We start from the raw sequence: 16,824 nt of genomic DNA, 5'->3' as shown, positions 1-16,824 counted from the left end.
GTCTCTCTCCGCACCTGATTCTCTGGCTTCTGGATTCGCGGAGAGATACCCCTCATCCGGCGTTTCGCGCCACCTTCTCCCGCAAGGGGAGAAGGGAAGAGCGCACCATCAACGCCGCCGCTGCCTTACGAAAAATCGCTCCAGCTCAGATGTCGCGAGTCGAGGTCGCCGACGGTTACGGTGCCGCGGATTTCGCGCGGGGCGTGGAAGCTGCTGCGCAGATACACGAGCGGCGCCGCGCCGTCGGAATGCGATGCGCCGCGCACCTCGCCGACGAAGATCGAATGCGTCTTGGTCTCGAATTCCTGCGCCAGCACGCAGTCGAACGCGGCGACCGCATCCGTCAGCACCGGCGCGCCGGTCACCCCGCGCGTCCATTCCCCGAACGCAAAGCGGTCGTCGCCATTGACGCCCTTCTGGCCGCTGAAGGTCAGCGCCAGTGCCGCATGGTCCTCGTGCAGGAAGTTGATCGCGAACGCGCCTTCCTCGCGGATACGCGCGTGCGCACTGGCGTTGCGGTTGACACACACGATCAGGGATGGCGGCGAGTCCGACAGTGAGCAGGCCGAGGTCACAGTCAACCCCGTGCGCTTGCCGTGCTCGGCGCCGACCGTCACCAGCGCGACGGCGCCGGCGCACTGGCGCATCGCCTGCTTGAAATCCTTGGCGTCGAAAGCACTGGCGTCCACGCTCACGCGGAAATCTCCGAAATGGATGCGGATGCGGCACGATCGCGCCGCACCCGCGTCGGGTCAAGCCGCCTTCTGCGCGGAGCCGAGATGCTTCAGGCGCGGCATCACCTCGTTCCTCAGCAGCGACAGCGAGTGATGCCAGGCTTCAGCCTTGTGCTTGTAGTCGAAGCCGAACACCAGCAGCACGCCGAAGCCGCCGACCTCCTCGTAGATCTTCTCGATTTTCTCGGCGACGGTCGCGGGCGAGCCGACGATCCAGTTCCGCTTGGCGCAATATTCGACGGTGACGTCGCTATCGGGCACGTCGGGCGCGTGCTTCAAATAGTCCTTGAAGCCGAAATGCCCGAGCAGCGGCAGGAAGTACTCGCCCATCATCCGGCCCATCATGTCGCCGGTCGAGAGCCTCCACGCTTCCTCGTCGGTATCAGCGACGAACACCTCGCGCACCAGCCGCCAATCCGCGCGGTCCGGCTTGCGTCCGGTCTTGGCGGCACCGGCTACGACCGAATCCCAATGACTGCCGACATAGGCCGGGTTCAGGTTGAGGCTCATCGGGATGAAGCCGCGCTCGCCGGCGAGCTTCAGCGTGTCCGAATTCTTCGAGAGCCCGGCGACGCCGATCGGCGGATGCGGTGTCTGCAACGGCTTGATGTGCGGCTTGAGGAAGTCGAACATGGTGTCCGGCTTGGTCACCGTCCAGAACTTGCCCTTGTAGGTCCAGGGCGCGGGATCGCTCCACATCTTCAGAATGATCTCCAGCGCCTCGCGGGTCATGTCGCGGTTCTGTCCGCTCATGCCGTCGACGTTGAACATCGCCCAGTCGCTCGGCAGGCCGCTAGCTGCGACGCCGAAATTGAGTCGCCCCCCGGAGAGGTGATCGAGCATGGCGACGCGGTTGGCGAGCTCGGCCGGGTGGTGATAGGGCAGCAGGAAGCCGCCTGGTCCGATGCGAATATTCTTGGTCTGCATCAGCGCCTGTGCGATCAGAAGGTCTGGCGTCGGATTGGGTTCCCAGGGCGCGGTATGGTGCTCGCCGACCCAGGCCTCCTGATAGCCGAGCTCGTCGAGCCAGCGCATGACCTGCAGGTCCCAGTCGTTCCCTTCCTTCAGGCCGCACTCCGGCGGGTGCGAAGGCATCGTGAAATAACCGATCTCCATGGGTTTCCTCTCCACAATTGACGCGTCTTGTTGCGCGGTTCACGGATGTGAGCGGAAACGCTTTAGCAAGCGGTGTGCCAGCTCTTCGCGAGTGGTGGGCCAGCGCGAACGGCGCCTCAGACCTGCGAGAAAAGGCTGGTTTGCGGCGGCAATAGCCGATATCCCGGGACAGATTTACGGGGGCCTCGTCTCACTGTCGCGAGACGGCGTCTCGGCGGTGAGACGAGGATACGAATCGAGATGACTGAACCTGCCTATGTCGCGGTAGACTGGGGCACCAGCAGCTTTCGACTCTGGCTGATCGACCGCGCCGGCGAGGTGCTGGCCGAGCGCCGCAGCGATGAGGGCATGCTGGCCGCCGCGAAGGCCGGCTTTCCCGCCGTGCTGCAATCGCATCTCGCGGCAGTCGAGGCTCCCGATCATCTGCCCGTCCTCGTCTGCGGCATGGCCGGCGCGCGTACCGGCTGGGTCGAGGCCGGTTATGTCGACACGCCGGCACCACTCTCCGCTGTTCTGAAGCAGGCCGCGCACGTGCCCGGCGAAGCGCGCGACATTCGCATCCTGCCGGGTATCGCGCAGCGCGATGCAAAAGCGCCGGACGTGATGCGCGGCGAGGAAACGCAGCTGCTCGGCGCGCTCGGGCTCGATACCGCTGGCGAAGCGCTAGTCTGCATGCCCGGCACGCATTCGAAATGGGTGCGCGTGAAGGACGGCACGGTCGCGCATTTCTCCACCTTCATGACCGGCGAGCTCTTCAGCGTCGTGTCGCGCGAGACGATTTTGTCGCTTGCAGTCGCCGGGGCCGAAGACGCCGAGGATTTCGCGAGCTTCAAGGCGGCGGTGAAGGCCGCGTACGAAGCACCGGCCTTCGCGGCTAATTTTCTGTTCGGCGCACGCTCGCGTCAGCTCCTGTTCGGGAGCACACCGGCTGCGGCGCGCGAAACGCTGTCGGGCACGTTGATCGGCGTCGAGCTGGCGGCGGGGCTTTCCGGCGCGATGTCGAAAGCTGGCATCACGCTGATTGCCTCGGGGCGGCTCGCGATGCTGTATAGGCTGGCTTTCGACGCGCTGTCGGTCGCCGTGAACCAAGTCGATGCCGATGAAGCGGTCCGCCGCGGTCTGTCGATGGCGGCTGCCGCGATCTGGACGCAATGAGAGGACTGTCGAGATGAGCGTTCCCTTTCCGGCGATGAAGCGGCCACTGGTCGCGATCCTGCGCGGCGTGAAGCCCGAGGAAACGCAGGCTATCGTCGGCGTGCTGATCGAAGCCGGCATGACCGCAATCGAGATTCCGCTGAACTCGCCGGACCCGTTCCGCTCCATCGCAACGGCCGTGAAACAGGCGCCGGCCGGCGTGCTGATCGGCGCCGGCACGGTGCTGACCACTTCGGATGTCGACCGTCTCAACGATGTCGGCGGCAAGCTGATGGTCTCGCCGAATGTCGATACGCAGGTGCTCACGCGTGCGCACCAATACGCCATGGTCACGTTGCCGGGCGTGTTTTCGCCGACCGAGGCGCTGCTGGCCGCGCGCTCCGGCGCCTCTGGCCTGAAGTTCTTTCCGGCAAGCGTGCTCGGCGCGTCCGGTATTGCCGCGATCCGCGCCGTGCTGCCTGCCGGGGCGATGATCGCCGCCGTCGGCGGCGTCTCCGACCAGAATTTCGCGGAGTACATCAAGGGCGGCGTCACTGCGTTCGGGCTCGGCTCCAGCCTCTACAAGTCCGGCATGACGGCAACGGACGTTGCCGCTCGCGCAAAGGAGACGATTGCGGCCTACGATCGGGCGATTGCGAAAGAGTGAGATCGCAATAAACAAGCCGTGATCCCGTCACGGTCGCGCGTTATCCTATCTTGCTGGACCAGCGGGATCAGGAGACCGACATGGCGATCAACAACGTGGCCGATCTGTTCGTGGCAACGCTCGAACAGGCCGGCGTCAAGCGCATCTACGGCATCGTCGGCGACAGCCTGAATGCGCTGACCGAAGCGCTGCGGCGGCGCGGAACGATCGAGTGGATCCATGTCCGGCATGAAGAGGTTGCGGCCTTTGCCGCGGCCGGCGAAGCGGAGATGACGGGCAGTCTTGCGGTGTGCGCGGGCTCGTGCGGTCCCGGCAATCTGCATCTGATCAACGGCCTGTTCGATGCCCATCGCAGTCGCGTTCCCGTGCTGGCGATCGCCGCACAGATCCCGACCGCCGAGATCGGCAGCGGCTATTTCCAGGAGACCCATCCGCAAAACCTGTTCCGCGAGTGCAGCCATTATTGCGAGCTGGTCTCCGATCCGAGTCAGCTGCCCTACGTGCTGGAAAACGCCATCCGTGCGGCTGTCGGCATGCGCGGCGTTGCCGTCGTCGCCATGCCGGGCGACGTCGCCTTCCGCAGCCCACCGAAGCGCGCGCTGTCGACGGCGCGTGGCCTTGCGCTGTCGGCGCCGAAGGTCGTGCCGCAGGCCGATGAGCTGAAGGCGCTCGCGGACCTCTTGAACGGCGCCGAACGCATCACCCTGTTCTGCGGCCGCGGCTGCGCTGGCGCGCATGCGCCGCTGATGCAGCTTGCGGAAGCCTTGAAGAGCCCGATCGTGCATGCGCTGGGCGGCAAAGAACATGTCGAATACGACAATCCCTACGACGTCGGCATGACCGGCTTCATCGGCTTCTCCTCCGGCTATGCCGCCATGCACGCCTGCGACGCGCTCGTGATGCTCGGCACTGATTTTCCCTACAAGCAGTTCTTCCCGACCGATGCGAAGATCGCGCAGATCGACATCCGTCCGGAAAATCTCGGGCGGCGCTGCAAGATCGATCTCGGCCTCGTCGGCGACGTCAAGCTCACCATCGAGGCGCTGTTGCCGCTGCTCGAGGCCAAGACGCAGCGCAGGCATCTCGACGATGCCATCGTGCATTACAAGAAGGCACGCGAGGGCCTGGATTCGCTTGCGAAGGGCACGCCCGGAGCAAAGCCGATCCATCCGCAATATCTCGCAAAGGTCATCAGCGACCATGCGAGCGATGATGCAGTGTTCACCGCCGATGTCGGCACGCCGACGGTGTGGGCCGCGCGCTATCTCGAGATGAACGGCCGCCGCCGGCTGATCGGCTCGTTCGTGCACGGCTCGATGGCCAATGCTATGCCGCAGGCGATCGGCGCGCAGGCCGCGCAGCCCGGCCGCCAGGTGATCTCGCTCTCGGGCGATGGCGGCTTCACCATGCTGATGGGCGATCTGATCACGCTGACGCAGATGAAGCTGCCGGTGAAGGTGGTCATCTTCAACAACGGCGTGCTCGGCTTCGTGGCACTGGAGATGAAGGCGGCCGGCTTCGTCGACACCAATGTCGATCTGGAGAATCCGGACTTCGCAGCGATGGCGCGCGCGATGGGTATCTTCGCAAGGCGCGTCGAGGATCCCGGCGAGCTCCCGGGAGCGGTGAAGGACATGCTGGCCCACAACGGGCCGGCGCTGCTCGATGTCGTCACCGCCAAGCAGGAGCTGTCGATGCCGCCGACCATCACGCCCGAACAGATCAAGGGTTTCAGCCTCTGGGTCTTGCGCGCCGTGATGAACGGCCGCGGCGACGAGGTCGTCGATCTCGCCAAGACCAATTTGCTGCCGCGTTAACCGCGCTTGACCGACGGCAGGGGCAGCCGCTCATGGCGGCGCTGGAAGCGTTGCCAGTGCAGGACGATGCCGATCAGGAGCGCCGGCACGAAGCCGAGCGCAATCAGGAAATGCGGCAGCTGCGCCGGTGAGATGAACGCGATGGCGATGTCGGAGATCAGCCAGAGCGCGGCGAACATCACCGCGAAATCGGTGCGCGGGCAGCGCAGATAGTAGAACACGGCGGTGATGACGACGGCGGGTCCAATGGCGATGCCGATCATCACCGTCGTCAGCTCCTTCGGCGTCAGCGCGTCGAGCACCATCGCTGCCAGCAGCCAGAGCGCGGCGAACATGGCGACGATGTCGAGCGGATGCCGCAACCCAATACCTCTCGCAGAAAACGCACTATCGTTGTGGCCCGGACCTGGGCCGTCAAGGGAAAATGCGCCTATTCCTCGTCGTTTCCGGGCGTCGGCCGCAGCATGAAATGGCCGAAGGCGGTGGCGATCGGCTTGTTCGCATCGTCCTGCCAGGCTCGCGCCTCGAAGGCGACGATGCGCCGGCCCTGCTTCACGATCGAGACGTTGGCGAAGGTGTCGAGCGCGCGGCCGGAGCGCAGATAGTTGACGGTCAGTCCGATCGGCTTGGGCAGTGCGGCGGCGCCGAGCTCGCGCGCCACTCCGAAGATCGCGGTGGTCTCGAGGAAGGCGCCGGTCATGCCGCCATGGATCGCGGGCAGGATCGGGTTGCCGATGATCTTTGGCGAGAACGGCATCGTCAGGGTGTCGTCGTCGTTGACGCGAATGCCGAGGCAGCGCGCGAACGGGCTGTTGGCGAACGGACCGTCCGGATCGTCCGGCGCCTCCAGCGACGGGATGCTGGGCAAATCCATCCTGCGGTCCACGAGCATGTTGGTGCGGTTGGCGCCGATCATGAAACAGGCGGTCGCGGTCGCGACCGGATCGTCCTCGGACTCCTGATAGGCGGTCGATCGCACGAAGGCTATCGACCGCGTGGTGCGGTAGCAGACCGAATGCGCCTTGATGTCGAGCCCGGGCGTTGCCGGCTTCTGATAGTCGATGCGCAAATCAAGCGTCGCGATCGCGCTTGTGCCGTCGAGCGCGAGTTGCACCGCCATGCCGCAGCTCTCGTCCAGCATCGCGGTGACGACGCCGCCATGCAGGACGCCGGTCTCCGTGTCGCCGACGAAGACGGGCCGGTAGGGCAGGCTGGACCAGGCCTCGCGAGGTGCGAAGCGGTCGAGCTGGAGTCCGCTGATCTGGCCGTAATCGGAGCGGCGGCCCTTGATCGCCTCGGCGAGGTCCTCGAACGAAAGTGTGGTCGGTGAGCTGGACATGAGGACGTTCTAAACCAGCGGCGGGCGCGGTGCAAAACCCCGGATGGGCGTCCCGCGGCAGGAGTTCCGAGGCCGGTTTGGCCTCGACAGGGCCGGCCGAAGCAACGATGGTGGGCGCCTCGTTCGTTCGACCAGCCGCAAGGAGTGCCCATGGCCGATCCCGAAATGCCCGCCACCAGCCAGGGGCCCGTCATCATTTCGACCTCGAGCTCGGAGCGGGCGCCGATCATCTATTTCGACGGTGCGTCCTGCTTCGGCCACCACAACGGCGCTATCCAGATCGAGCTTGCTGCGAACCTTCTGATGCCGGTCGGCGCCGCCGTCAGGGTCGACGTGGTCCAGACCGCGCATCTGCGCTGCAGCGTGGCCGCCGCGCTGGCCCTGCGCGAAGCGCTCGACAAGGCATTGGCGATGTACCAGCAGGGTCAGCAGGAGCCCCGGCCGGAGGAAATTCCGACGGTGAAGAACTGAGGCAAGCGGCGGATCGCAAGTTAATGCGATCAACTCGCTCAGCTCACATGCACCTTCGGCTTCCTGCCATCGTTCCACTTGCCGTCGAGCGCGCGCTCGATCTGGGCGGCGAGTTGCAGCAGCAGGCCGTCATTGGCCTGTTTCGCAATCGCCTGGATGCCGAGCGGCAGGCCGTGGTCCTGCGTGGCCATCGGCATCGAGATCGCCGGCATGCCGCAGAGATTGGCGAGCGGCGTGAAGGCGAAGAAGCGCCAGAGATTGCCGAACCAGTCGAGCACGTCAGGATTGTCGGAGATGGTGAGATATTCCCGGGTGCCGACCTTCGGCGTCGGCAGCGCGGTGATCGGCGTCAGGATCACGTCCCACTGCTCGAAGAAGGCGCCGAAGGCGCGTGAGGTCGTGTTGAACACGCCTTGCATCTTCGCCCGCTCGGCGAAGCTCGTATGCCGGCCGGCTTCCCAGATCCGGATGTTCATGGGCTCGATGAGGTCTTCCGGGGGCCGCTCCAGCCCGCGCGCGGCGAGCATGTTGGAGATTACCACGGCAAAATTCGAGATATAGCAGGTGGTCTGCGCCTCGAACGCGGCGCGGAAGTCGAGCTCGGGCAGGCCGTAGTCGACGTGATGGCCGAGGCCTTCGAGGAAGCGGCCGGCCTTTGCCAGCTCGGCCGCGATCTCTGACGTCGCGGTGTAGTCGCCCCAGCTGTGCGACAGCGCGATGCGAAGTTTTGACGGATCGCGTTTGATCATCTCGGAGTATGGTTGCGCCGTGGTCCAGAACGGCATGAACTCGCCCGGCGCCGCTCCCCTGGCATGATCGACGAAGGCGGCGGTGTCGCGCACCGAGCGCGACTGGCAGCCCTGGATCGAGACGAGGCCGGTGAGATCGGACATGTGCGGTGCGAGCGAGAACACGCCGCGCGAGACTTTCAGGCCGATATTGCCGTTGACCCCGGCGGGAATGCGGATCGAGCCGCCGCCGTCGGTCGCATGTGCGATCGGCACCACGCCGGCCGCCACCATTGCGGCGCTGCCGGCCGACGAGCCGCAGGTGGTGTAGTCGGTATCCCAGGGATTGCGCGTGACATAGACGGCGGGATTGTCGGCCGAGCTGCATACGCCGAATTCCGGCGTCGTGGTGCGTCCGATCAGGTTCAGCCCGGCCTGGCGGAATTTGCCGGTCAGGAACGTGTCGGCGCCAGCGCGATTGCCGCGCATCAGTAGCGAGCCCATCTCCTGGAGCCGGCCCTTCATGGTCGGGCCGAGGTCCTTCATCAGGAAGGGCAGGCCTGCGAACGGGCCGGCGAGATTGGCGCCGTCCTTGGCCGGATCGGCGATCACGTCATCGAACAGCTCGACGACGCCCGACAGTGCCGGATTGACCTTGGCAACGCCCGCAGCGGCCTGGCGCGCCAACTCCTTTGCCGTGAGCTCGCCTTTGCGGACGCGCGCGGCCAGTCCCACGCCATCGTGCTGCGCCCATTCGTTCCAGCTCATCGGGAAAGTCATGCGATCCAAACCTCTTCGTGCGGCGCCACCTTAGTTTCGCACGGGAACATTTTAATCAACTGAGGCGGCGCGAAGGGCAGGGTTGCGCGGGATGGAGAGGTAATCCTCCATTGCATGCGCACGCATCAATCCGAGAGCTTTGCGATCACCGCGACCGGCCCGCCGCCAGCGGGGCCCTGGTGCTCGGCGCCGCCGGAGACGTAGACCGCCCCGGTGCCGGCGAGGCCGGCAATCAGGCCGCCGACGGCAGCCCGGGCGTGGCGCGTCGAGCTGATATCGGTATCTTCCAGCATGGTGTGGCGGAAGCCGCGCACGCTGCCATCAGGCGAGGCCTCGGCCTTGGCGAAGATGTTGACGAGCTCGCGGCCGGTCGTCGTCTGCGGCGCGGCACAGAGCCCAACGCTCTCCAGCGCCGCGAGCACGGCGGCAGCGTCGATCGCATCGCTCATCACGGCATGCCCGATCTCGAATTCGCTCGTCGAGGACATCGAATTGCCGAGCACGATGACGACGTTGTGCGTCAGCTCGATTCCGGACGAGGTCGAGGCGACGTTCGAAAACAGATCGTAGCGCCGCAGCACGTCGTCGTCTCGTAGGTCGGTTGCGATCTCGCCGAGCGCGACTGCAACCCCGAGCGCGGAGGCGCCGCGCGAATAGGCCATCGAACTGTAGGCGCTGGTCGTCGCCGTCTTGTGGCCGCGCGCATTCGCCGCTTCGACGCGCTCGCTGGTGAGCAGCGGGCATTTGATCTGCACGAAATGGACGTCGGCGGGATCGGCGATCCCGGCATCCGCCATCGCGGCCTTCACGGCCTTGGCTGTCTCCGTGATCTGAGCGGAGCGGCCGAGCTCTTCAGGGAGAAAATCCCGCGTGTGCGCCATGCCGATGCTCAGGCGCTTGCCGGAGATGCCTGCCGGGCGCTGCAGAACGTCTCGGCGCGTGAACACCGTGATGTGCGGGCTCAGCACGCCCTCGGTGCCGCCGGACATCACGAAAGCGATGCGCTGCTCGACCTCCTGCGGCGACAGGCCGAGCTGCGGCGCCAGCGCCGTGCACAGCGCGGCAACGGCATATTCCCGGGTAAAGTCGTTGACGCCGCCATTGCCTTCGGTCTTGCCGAGGATGGCCAGGATGGATGCCGGATCAATCGCGCCGGAGCCGATCATGGCCATCAATCCGGAGACGTCGCCGGGGCCTTTGGTGGCGACCTTGAAGACGCCGACCGATGTCGTCCGCATGATAGTCCTCACATGGGGTTCAGGAGCCCGGCCGACAAAACAGCCGCTGAACCGGGGCGCCTGTCAAGGTGTCGAGGCAATCCCATCGTCGTCCTGGCGAGCGCCAGGACGCATGACCCAGGGGGCATTTGGCGAAGTCTCGTCGTTCGGTACGCCTACCGCCTACAATCGATGAATCACGCGCTATGGGTCCTGGCCTTCGCCAGGACGACGATGGAGTATGTGCGTCGTCCTCGCCGCCCCTCACGATTGTGGCGAGATCGCATCGGTTCGACAAAAAATCCCTTGTCGACGATCGTCCGCCGCACCTTGATGAATCAACCCCGATTGGTCCATAAGCGGCGTCCCGCAGCCGGTGGTTCGCCTCCGCGATGCGTGCTTGGATAGAGGGGTTCTCGCGTGGCAAATATCAACCAGAAAATTGCGCAGGAGCTTGGGGTTCGGGCGGAGCAGGTCGAGGCGACAGTGGCGCTGCTCGACGGCGGCGCCACGGTTCCCTTCATCGCCCGCTACCGCAAGGAAGCGACCGGTGCGCTCGACGATGCGCAATTGCGCACGCTGGAGGAGCGCCTGGGTTACCTGCGCGAGCTCGAGGACCGCCGCAAGGCCATCCTCGAATCGGTCCGCGAGCAGGGCAAGCTCGATGCCGCGCTGGAAGCCTCCATTCTCGCCGCCGACAGCAAGGCGCGCCTCGAAGACATCTATCTGCCGTTCAAGCCGAAGCGCCGCACCAAGGCGGAGATCGCCAAGGAAGCCGGCCTCGAGCCGCTCGCCAATCAGCTCATGGCCGACCCCACCAACGATCCGAAGGTCGTCGCTGAGGCCTTCGTCAATGCCGAGAAGGGTGTTGCTGATGCCGCTGCGGCGCTCGACGGCGCCCGCGCCATCCTCGTCGAGCGTTTCGACGAAGACGCCGACCTGATCGGCGCGCTTCGCGAAGAGGTGTGGACCAATGCGCGCATGGCCTCCAAGGTGCGCGACGGCAAGAAGACGGAGGGCGAAAAGTTTGCCGATTATTTCGAGTTCTCCGAGCCGCTGACGAAGCTGCCCTCGCACCGCATCCTCGCGATGTTCCGCGGCGAGAAGGAAGAGATCCTCGATCTCCAGATCCAGGCCGAGGCCGAAGCATCGCCGCCGGGCGTGCCGAGCGTCTATGAGCTGAAGATCATGAAGCGGTTCGGCATCGCCGACCTCAAGCGCGCCGGCGACCGCTGGATGATCGACACCGTGCGCTGGGCCTGGCGCACCAAGATCCAGGTGCATCTCAACATCGACCTGCGCATGCGGCTGTGGAATGCGGCCGAGACCGAGGCCGTGCGCGTGTTCGCCTCGAACCTGCGCGACCTCCTGCTGGCCGCGCCGGCCGGCACCCGCGTCACCATGGGACTCGATCCCGGCTTCCGCACCGGCGTCAAGGTTGCCGTCACCGATGCGACCGGCAAGGTGGTGGATACTGCCGTGATCTATCCGCACGAGCCGCAGCGACAGTGGAACGAGGCGCTTGCGATCCTCGGCAAGCTCGCATTGAAGCATCGCGTCGAGCTGATCGCGATCGGCAACGGCACCGCCTCGCGCGAGACCGACAAGCTCGCGGCCGACCTCGTCAAGGGCCTGCCCGACTTGAAGATGACCAAGATCGTGGTGTCGGAAGCTGGCGCGTCGGTCTATTCGGCCTCGGCTTTCGCCTCGGAGGAGTTGCCGGGCCTCGATGTCACCCTGCGCGGTGCGGTGTCGATCGCGCGGCGGCTTCAGGATCCGCTCGCCGAGCTCGTCAAGATCGAACCCAAGGCGATCGGCGTCGGCCAGTACCAGCACGACCTCGGCCAGGCCAAGCTCGCGAAATCGCTCGACGCCGTGGTCGAAGACTGCGTGAATGCGGTCGGCGTCGACGTCAACACCGCGTCCGCACCACTGCTCGCGCGCGTGTCGGGCGTCGGTTCCGGCCTTGCCTCGAGCATCGTGGCACACCGCGACGCCAACGGTCCGTTCAAGTCGCGGAAGGCGCTGAAGGACGTGCCGCGGCTCGGCCCCAAGGCGTTCGAGCAGTGCGCGGGCTTCCTGCGCATCCTCGGCGGCGAGGACCCGCTCGACGCCTCCGGCGTGCATCCGGAAGCGTATCCGGTGGTGCGCCGGATTCTCAGCGCCACCAAAAGCGACATCAAGGCGCTGATCGGCAGCAGCGACATCGTTCGCACGCTGAAGCCGAAAGACTTTGTGGACGAGACGTTTGGTCTGCCGACCGTCACCGACATCCTGCGCGAGCTCGAGAAGCCCGGCCGCGACCCGCGTCCGGCGTTCAAGGCCGCGGTGTTCATGGACGGCGTCGAGGAGATCAAGCACCTCAAGAAGGGCATGATCCTCGAAGGTACCGTGACCAACGTCGCCGCGTTCGGCGCCTTCGTCGACATCGGCGTGCACCAGGACGGCCTCGTGCACATCTCGGCGATGTCCAGGACCTACATCAAGGATCCGCGCGAGGTGGTGAAGCCCGGCGACATCGTCAAGGTCAAGGTGCTGGACTTCGAAGTCGCGCGCAAGCGCATCTCGCTGACATTGCGCCTCGACGACGAAGTCGGCGCCAAGAAGGACGCGCCGGGCATGCAGCGGGACAACAGCTCGCGCAATCCGTCCCGTATGACCTCGTCGGCCCCGCGCCAGCAGGAATCTTCCGGCGGCGGCGCCCTCGCGGAAGCGCTGCGCCGCGCGGCCGAGAAAAACGGCGGCAAGCGGGCGTAGCTTCTAACCTCTCCCCGCTCTTCTGCTGGGAGGTGTCGGATCGCTGCTCGATATATCGAGAGTTCTATCCGCGTCGTCATTGCGAGCGCAGCGAAGCAATCCAGAATCTTTCCGCGGCGGGACTCTGGATTGCTTCGTCGCAAGGGCTCCTCGCAATGACGAGGAGAGAGCGCGGGTCCGTCTCCCTAACTTCCGCGTCAGAATCTGGCGCGTTTGTAAGTTGAAGGTGCCGGTCTCTTCCTCTCATCTGATCCTTCTCGCGCGGCAGAAATATCGCCGCGCAGTACGGAGGATGCTTCGATGGACAACAGGCTTTTCAAAGGCCTCACTGCGGTGACGATCGCAGCGGTGATGGCGCTCGCTTCACCGGTGCTCGCCCGTGGCGGCGGTGGAGGCGGCGGCCACGGCGGTGGTGGTTTTGGCGGCGGAGGTCATGGCGGCTTTGGCGGTGGCGGGCATTTCGGTGGCGGCGGCATGCACGCGGGAGGCTTTGGGGGTGGCATGCACGCCGGTGGCTTCGGCGGCATGCACGTTGGCGGCATGGGTGGCGCCCGTTTCGCCCATGTCGGCGGACCGGGCTTCGGCGGCGCCCGCTTCGCGCATGCGGCGATCGGGCCGCGCTTCGCTGGCTCCGGCTGGCACGGCAGGCCCTTCATCGGCCGCCACGCCTTCTTCCGGCACCACCATCGCTTCTTCTTCGGAGCACCTTTCATCTATGCCGGCTACAATGACGGCTGCTGGCGCAGGAGCTGGACGCCCTATGGGTGGCAATGGGTCAATGTGTGCGGAGACTCTTGGTACTAGCATCGCCGTACCGCACCATTGTCGCGATCGTCATCGGACGGTTCCGCTCAGCCCCGGAACGGGATAGTCTGGTGGCGATCGTCGCGCGGAGTTTGTCATGTCCGGAGGTCACCGCCGCATTCTGGTCGTCGAGGACGATGCCGAAACCGCAGGCCAGCTCGTCGAGGAGCTGACGATTTCCGGCTACGACGTCGATCTCGCCGCCACCGGGCGCGAGGCCCTCAGCCACGGCGCCGCGCGCGACTATGCCGTGATCACCATCGACCGCATGCTGCCCGACATCGACGGCATCAGCGTGATGCGCCAGTTGCGCGACGACGGCATCGCCGCGCCGTTCCTGATCATCTCCGCACTTGGCGAAGTCGACGACCGCGTGCGCGGCTTGCGGGCCGGCGGCGACGACTATCTGGTCAAGCCGTTCTCCTTCACCGAATTGCTGGCGCGGCTGGAGGCGCTCGGCCGGCGCAGCGACACCGTTGCCAAGGAGACGATCCTGCGGGTCGGCGATCTCGCCATCGACCTGATCGCACGTAGCGCGAGCCGCCGCGGCCGGAAGATTCCGCTGTTGCCGCGGGAATTCCAACTGCTCGAATATCTCGTCCGCAACGAGGGCCGCGTCGTCTCGCGTGCGATGCTGCTCCAGCATGTCTGGGATCTGCATTTCGATCCCTCCACCAACATCATCGACGTCTATGTCGGGCGCGTCCGTCGCAAGGTCGATGATGCCCAGGCCTATCCGCTGATCCACACCATCCGCGGCATCGGATATTGTCTCCGTGCTCCTGGCTAAAACGCTCCGCTCCTCGACCTTCCGCCTTGCGCTGATCGCGATCGCAGCATTTGGGCTGATCGTCGCGGCGATCATGGCCTATGTCTATTTCGGCACGATCGCCTATGTGCAGAACCGTGTCGGCGATGCCGGCGATCACAGCGGCTTCACCGCGATGATCGAACTCGCAATGGCCGCTGTCGCGGTGCTGATGCTGGTGCTCGCCGGGCTCGCCGCGGTGCTGGTGACGCGCCGCACGGTCGGGCGAATCGAGGAGATCAACGCCACCAGCCGCGCCATCATGATGTCGGGCCTCGACCAGCGCATTCCCTTGCGCGGCAGTCACGACGAGTGGGACCGCGTCGCCGAAAACCTCAACCAGATGCTCGACCGCATCGAGACACTGATGGGCGAGGTCAAGCAGGTCAGCGACAACGTCGCCCATGATTTGCGTACGCCGCTGACGCGCATGCGGGGCCGGCTGGAGAAGGCCTATCACGCCCCTCGCAACGGCGAGGCCGACGCGGCTCTGATTGGTGACACCATCGCCGATCTCGACGCGGTGCTCGGCATGTTTGCCTCGATCACCCGCATCTCGGAGATCGAGACCCGCGCCCGCCGCAGCGCGTTTCGCACGCTTGATCTCACCGAAATCGCCGGCGAGGTAGTCGAGCTCTACGATGCCGCCGCCGAACAGGTTGCGACGCGGCTCAGCCTCGGCGGCGATCGCGAGGTGGCGATCACAGGCGATCGCGACCTCCTGTTCGACGCCATCGCCAATCTCGTCGACAACGCGATCAAGCACGGCTGCGAAGGCGGGCAGGTGATCGTCACCTGCCGCCGCACCGACGGCGGTGCGACGATCGCGATCGCCGACGATGGTCCCGGCATTCCCACTGATGAGCGCGATCATGTGTTCAAGCGCTTCTACCGGCTCGAACAGAGTCGCTACACCCCCGGTAACGGCCTCGGCTTAAGCCTGGTCGCCGCGGTCGCCCGCCTCCATGGCGCCGAGATTGCCCTGCACGACAACGCGCCGGGCCTCACGGTTCAGCTCAGCTTCCCGCCGCACCCGCTCTAGAGTTCGATCACGCCGCGGCGGGCCGCATGTGCCACCGCATCGGTGCGGCCGGTGGCGTCGAGCTTGTCGAGCAGCGAGCCGACATGGAATTTGACCGTGTGGACGGAAATGCCGAGCTGACGCGCGATCATCTTGTTGGAGCCACCTTCCGCCATCAACGCCAGCACATCGAGCTCGCGCTGTGTCAGCGCGATGTCCTCAGGCATGATGCGCGGATCGCGGGTGACAATCGTCGCGGCCGCCTTCTCGCCGGGTTCGGCGAGGCGAAGTCCGGCGATATGGCCGAGCAGAGCCGCCAGGCGATCGGCGAGAGCGGGATCGTCGATCTCCAAGGCCAGAACGATCTCGGGGGCGATATCCTCGCTCACGCCGCCGGCCTCTCGCCGATCGTGACCTTGAAGCTGACCGGTTCGCCGCCGCGGCGCGCCGCGATATCAACCACCGCTCCGACGCTAGCCGGACCCAGCGTCCGCGACAGCGCGCGTACGCCGGACAGCTTCTGGTCGTTGACGGCGACGATGACGTCGCCCTGGCGGATGCCGGCGGCCGCCGAAGGGCCGGCCTTGTCGACATTCATCACCATCGCGCCGACGCCGTCGTCGAGCCGGACCGGCTGCAGCCCGAGGCCGAGATATCCGCGTGCGATGCGGCCGCGCGCCTCTAACTGGGCCGCGACCCGCTCGATTGTCGCTGTCGGGATCACCAGCACACGCCTCGGGCCGAGCACGGCCATGCCGAAGGCTTCGCCCGATGCATCGAGCGCGAGGCCGCCCTGCTGGCTAGAGCGCAAGCGGACGTCGAGCTCGATCCGCGCGTCGATGTCGCCGCCGCGCAAGGAGCGCCAGCTCTTGCCGGACAGCGACACCATGCCGAGCGCGGCGCTCGGCGCATCGCGGTTGGTGGCGACAACAACCGACAACGCGCCGAGGGGCGGCACAATTGTGGCCAGCTTGACCGGGGCAATCGCGCTATCGACGCGCAGCAGTGCGACATCCGTCGTATGGTCGCGGCCTGCGATCGTGGCGGCCGCGGTGCTGCCGTCGGGGAGGCCGATCTCGACGTCGCCCTCGTCGGCCAGCGCCTCGTCGGCGGTGACGATCAGGCCGGGTTTCCAGACGAAGCCGGTGGCGCGGGAGCGATGCGAATGCACGGCGACGACGGAGGGCGCGGTGCGCGCCACGACGTCAGCGAGCGCCGACGATAGCGAGGTCAGGGGAGTTGAGTCGGTCATGGGGGGCTCCTGTAAGCTGCGCCCAATCTGGGATGTCGCGGCCGATTGTGAAACTGGCCGGATGGCCAGGAAATGAGCAGGGAAAGCTGGTCCGTAAGACCACGGCCGACGAACATGTGATTGGGAGCCGCTCACGGCAACGTGTAGCAATCGAGAAATTGCGCCGCACGGCCCTAAAC

16 protein-coding genes are annotated in these 16,824 nt (G+C 65.9%); 8 read left to right on the top strand and 8 right to left on the bottom strand.

Going from position 1 to position 16,824, the window contains the following annotated elements; all coding sequences use genetic code 11:
- Nucleotides 1-125: 125 nt before the first annotated feature.
- Nucleotides 126-695, bottom strand: coding sequence for a flavin reductase family protein (locus BRA1253DRAFT_RS17905; RefSeq protein ID WP_007596573.1), 570 nt, complete (start codon nucleotides 693-695; stop codon nucleotides 126-128).
- Nucleotides 696-752: 57 nt separating this feature from the next.
- Nucleotides 753-1,850, bottom strand: coding sequence for an LLM class flavin-dependent oxidoreductase (locus tag BRA1253DRAFT_RS17900; RefSeq protein ID WP_007596571.1), 1,098 nt, complete (start codon nucleotides 1,848-1,850; stop codon nucleotides 753-755).
- 240 nt (nucleotides 1,851-2,090) lie between these two features.
- On the opposite strand from BRA1253DRAFT_RS17900, the gene BRA1253DRAFT_RS17895 reads away from it, so the two are divergent.
- The 3 genes from BRA1253DRAFT_RS17895 (at nucleotide 2,091) to poxB (ending at nucleotide 5,468) form a co-directional block, all read left to right on the top strand.
- Nucleotides 2,091-3,005, top strand: a complete 915-nt coding sequence (locus BRA1253DRAFT_RS17895) for a 2-dehydro-3-deoxygalactonokinase (RefSeq protein ID WP_007596568.1) — start codon at nucleotides 2,091-2,093, stop codon at nucleotides 3,003-3,005.
- A 13-nt stretch (nucleotides 3,006-3,018) separates the two neighbouring features.
- Nucleotides 3,019-3,651: a 2-dehydro-3-deoxy-6-phosphogalactonate aldolase gene (locus tag BRA1253DRAFT_RS17890; protein ID WP_007596567.1), complete on the top strand. Its 633-nt coding sequence runs from the start codon at nucleotides 3,019-3,021 to the stop codon at nucleotides 3,649-3,651.
- Between the two features lie 80 nt (nucleotides 3,652-3,731).
- Nucleotides 3,732-5,468 (top strand): ubiquinone-dependent pyruvate dehydrogenase, encoded by a 1,737-nt coding sequence (gene poxB, locus BRA1253DRAFT_RS17885; protein WP_007596566.1) that lies wholly within the window; start codon nucleotides 3,732-3,734, stop codon nucleotides 5,466-5,468.
- Here the strand turns inward: poxB and BRA1253DRAFT_RS17880 are convergent.
- Nucleotides 5,465-5,830: a hypothetical protein gene (locus BRA1253DRAFT_RS17880; RefSeq protein WP_007596565.1), complete on the bottom strand. Its 366-nt coding sequence runs from the start codon at nucleotides 5,828-5,830 to the stop codon at nucleotides 5,465-5,467. The two genes, poxB and BRA1253DRAFT_RS17880, sit on opposite strands and share 4 nt — an antisense overlap.
- 68 nt (nucleotides 5,831-5,898) lie before the next feature.
- A complete protein-coding gene (locus tag BRA1253DRAFT_RS17875) occupies nucleotides 5,899-6,807 on the bottom strand; it encodes a PaaI family thioesterase (protein WP_007596564.1) in 909 nt (302 codons plus the stop codon).
- A 150-nt stretch (nucleotides 6,808-6,957) separates the two neighbouring features.
- Between BRA1253DRAFT_RS17875 and BRA1253DRAFT_RS17870 the strand changes: the two genes are divergently transcribed.
- On the top strand, nucleotides 6,958-7,278 hold the full coding sequence (locus BRA1253DRAFT_RS17870; RefSeq protein ID WP_007596563.1) for a hypothetical protein: 321 nt from the start codon (nucleotides 6,958-6,960) through the stop codon (nucleotides 7,276-7,278).
- Nucleotides 7,279-7,316: 38 nt separating this feature from the next.
- On the opposite strand, the gene BRA1253DRAFT_RS17865 is transcribed toward BRA1253DRAFT_RS17870, so the two are convergent.
- Nucleotides 7,317-8,786: an amidase gene (locus BRA1253DRAFT_RS17865; RefSeq protein ID WP_007596561.1), complete on the bottom strand. Its 1,470-nt coding sequence runs from the start codon at nucleotides 8,784-8,786 to the stop codon at nucleotides 7,317-7,319.
- A 125-nt stretch (nucleotides 8,787-8,911) separates the two neighbouring features.
- Entirely contained in the window at nucleotides 8,912-10,024 is a 1,113-nt protein-coding gene (locus BRA1253DRAFT_RS17860; protein WP_007596559.1) for a ring-opening amidohydrolase, read from the bottom strand.
- A 399-nt stretch (nucleotides 10,025-10,423) separates the two neighbouring features.
- Between BRA1253DRAFT_RS17860 and BRA1253DRAFT_RS17855 the strand changes: the two genes are divergently transcribed.
- The 4 genes from BRA1253DRAFT_RS17855 (at nucleotide 10,424) to BRA1253DRAFT_RS17840 (ending at nucleotide 15,414) form a co-directional block, all read left to right on the top strand.
- Nucleotides 10,424-12,760: a Tex family protein gene (locus tag BRA1253DRAFT_RS17855; RefSeq protein WP_007596557.1), complete on the top strand. Its 2,337-nt coding sequence runs from the start codon at nucleotides 10,424-10,426 to the stop codon at nucleotides 12,758-12,760.
- Nucleotides 12,761-13,060: 300 nt separating this feature from the next.
- On the top strand, nucleotides 13,061-13,564 hold the full coding sequence (locus BRA1253DRAFT_RS41630) for a hypothetical protein (RefSeq protein WP_007596555.1): 504 nt from the start codon (nucleotides 13,061-13,063) through the stop codon (nucleotides 13,562-13,564).
- Nucleotides 13,565-13,661: 97 nt separating this feature from the next.
- A complete protein-coding gene (locus BRA1253DRAFT_RS17845; RefSeq protein ID WP_007596553.1) occupies nucleotides 13,662-14,354 on the top strand; it encodes a response regulator transcription factor in 693 nt (230 codons plus the stop codon).
- Nucleotides 14,341-15,414: a HAMP domain-containing sensor histidine kinase gene (locus tag BRA1253DRAFT_RS17840; protein WP_007596551.1), complete on the top strand. Its 1,074-nt coding sequence runs from the start codon at nucleotides 14,341-14,343 to the stop codon at nucleotides 15,412-15,414. The genes BRA1253DRAFT_RS17845 and BRA1253DRAFT_RS17840 overlap by 14 nt, the downstream gene beginning before the upstream one ends.
- Here the strand turns inward: BRA1253DRAFT_RS17840 and BRA1253DRAFT_RS17835 are convergent.
- Both BRA1253DRAFT_RS17835 and BRA1253DRAFT_RS17830 read right to left on the bottom strand, forming a co-directional pair.
- Nucleotides 15,411-15,782: a response regulator transcription factor gene (locus tag BRA1253DRAFT_RS17835; RefSeq protein WP_007596549.1), complete on the bottom strand. Its 372-nt coding sequence runs from the start codon at nucleotides 15,780-15,782 to the stop codon at nucleotides 15,411-15,413. The two genes, BRA1253DRAFT_RS17840 and BRA1253DRAFT_RS17835, sit on opposite strands and share 4 nt — an antisense overlap.
- Nucleotides 15,779-16,645 (bottom strand): S1C family serine protease, encoded by an 867-nt coding sequence (locus BRA1253DRAFT_RS17830; RefSeq protein WP_007596547.1) that lies wholly within the window; start codon nucleotides 16,643-16,645, stop codon nucleotides 15,779-15,781. The genes BRA1253DRAFT_RS17835 and BRA1253DRAFT_RS17830 overlap by 4 nt, the downstream gene beginning before the upstream one ends.
- Nucleotides 16,646-16,824: the final 179 nt, after the last annotated feature.

Origin of the sequence: Bradyrhizobium sp. WSM1253 (genome assembly GCF_000244935.1) — a bacterium.
In the GTDB taxonomy this organism is placed as follows: domain Bacteria; phylum Pseudomonadota; class Alphaproteobacteria; order Rhizobiales; family Xanthobacteraceae; genus Bradyrhizobium; species Bradyrhizobium canariense.
Note: the sequence above shows the minus strand (reverse complement) of the source record. Positions and strands in the feature narration are given on the sequence as shown.

Coding starts and splice junctions, on each gene's coding strand:
- BRA1253DRAFT_RS17875 (WP_007596564.1), bottom strand. CDS start 6,807: ATGTCCAGCTCACCGACCACACTTTCGTTCGAGGACCTCGCCGAGGCG.
- BRA1253DRAFT_RS17845 (WP_007596553.1), top strand. CDS start 13,662: ATGTCCGGAGGTCACCGCCGCATTCTGGTCGTCGAGGACGATGCCGAA.
- BRA1253DRAFT_RS17865 (WP_007596561.1), bottom strand. CDS start 8,786: ATGACTTTCCCGATGAGCTGGAACGAATGGGCGCAGCACGATGGCGTG.
- BRA1253DRAFT_RS17900 (WP_007596571.1), bottom strand. CDS start 1,850: ATGGAGATCGGTTATTTCACGATGCCTTCGCACCCGCCGGAGTGCGGC.
- BRA1253DRAFT_RS17870 (WP_007596563.1), top strand. CDS start 6,958: ATGGCCGATCCCGAAATGCCCGCCACCAGCCAGGGGCCCGTCATCATT.
- BRA1253DRAFT_RS17890 (WP_007596567.1), top strand. CDS start 3,019: ATGAGCGTTCCCTTTCCGGCGATGAAGCGGCCACTGGTCGCGATCCTG.
- BRA1253DRAFT_RS17895 (WP_007596568.1), top strand. CDS start 2,091: ATGACTGAACCTGCCTATGTCGCGGTAGACTGGGGCACCAGCAGCTTT.
- poxB (WP_007596566.1), top strand. CDS start 3,732: ATGGCGATCAACAACGTGGCCGATCTGTTCGTGGCAACGCTCGAACAG.
- BRA1253DRAFT_RS17830 (WP_007596547.1), bottom strand. CDS start 16,645: ATGACCGACTCAACTCCCCTGACCTCGCTATCGTCGGCGCTCGCTGAC.
- BRA1253DRAFT_RS17860 (WP_007596559.1), bottom strand. CDS start 10,024: ATGCGGACGACATCGGTCGGCGTCTTCAAGGTCGCCACCAAAGGCCCC.
- BRA1253DRAFT_RS41630 (WP_007596555.1), top strand. CDS start 13,061: ATGGACAACAGGCTTTTCAAAGGCCTCACTGCGGTGACGATCGCAGCG.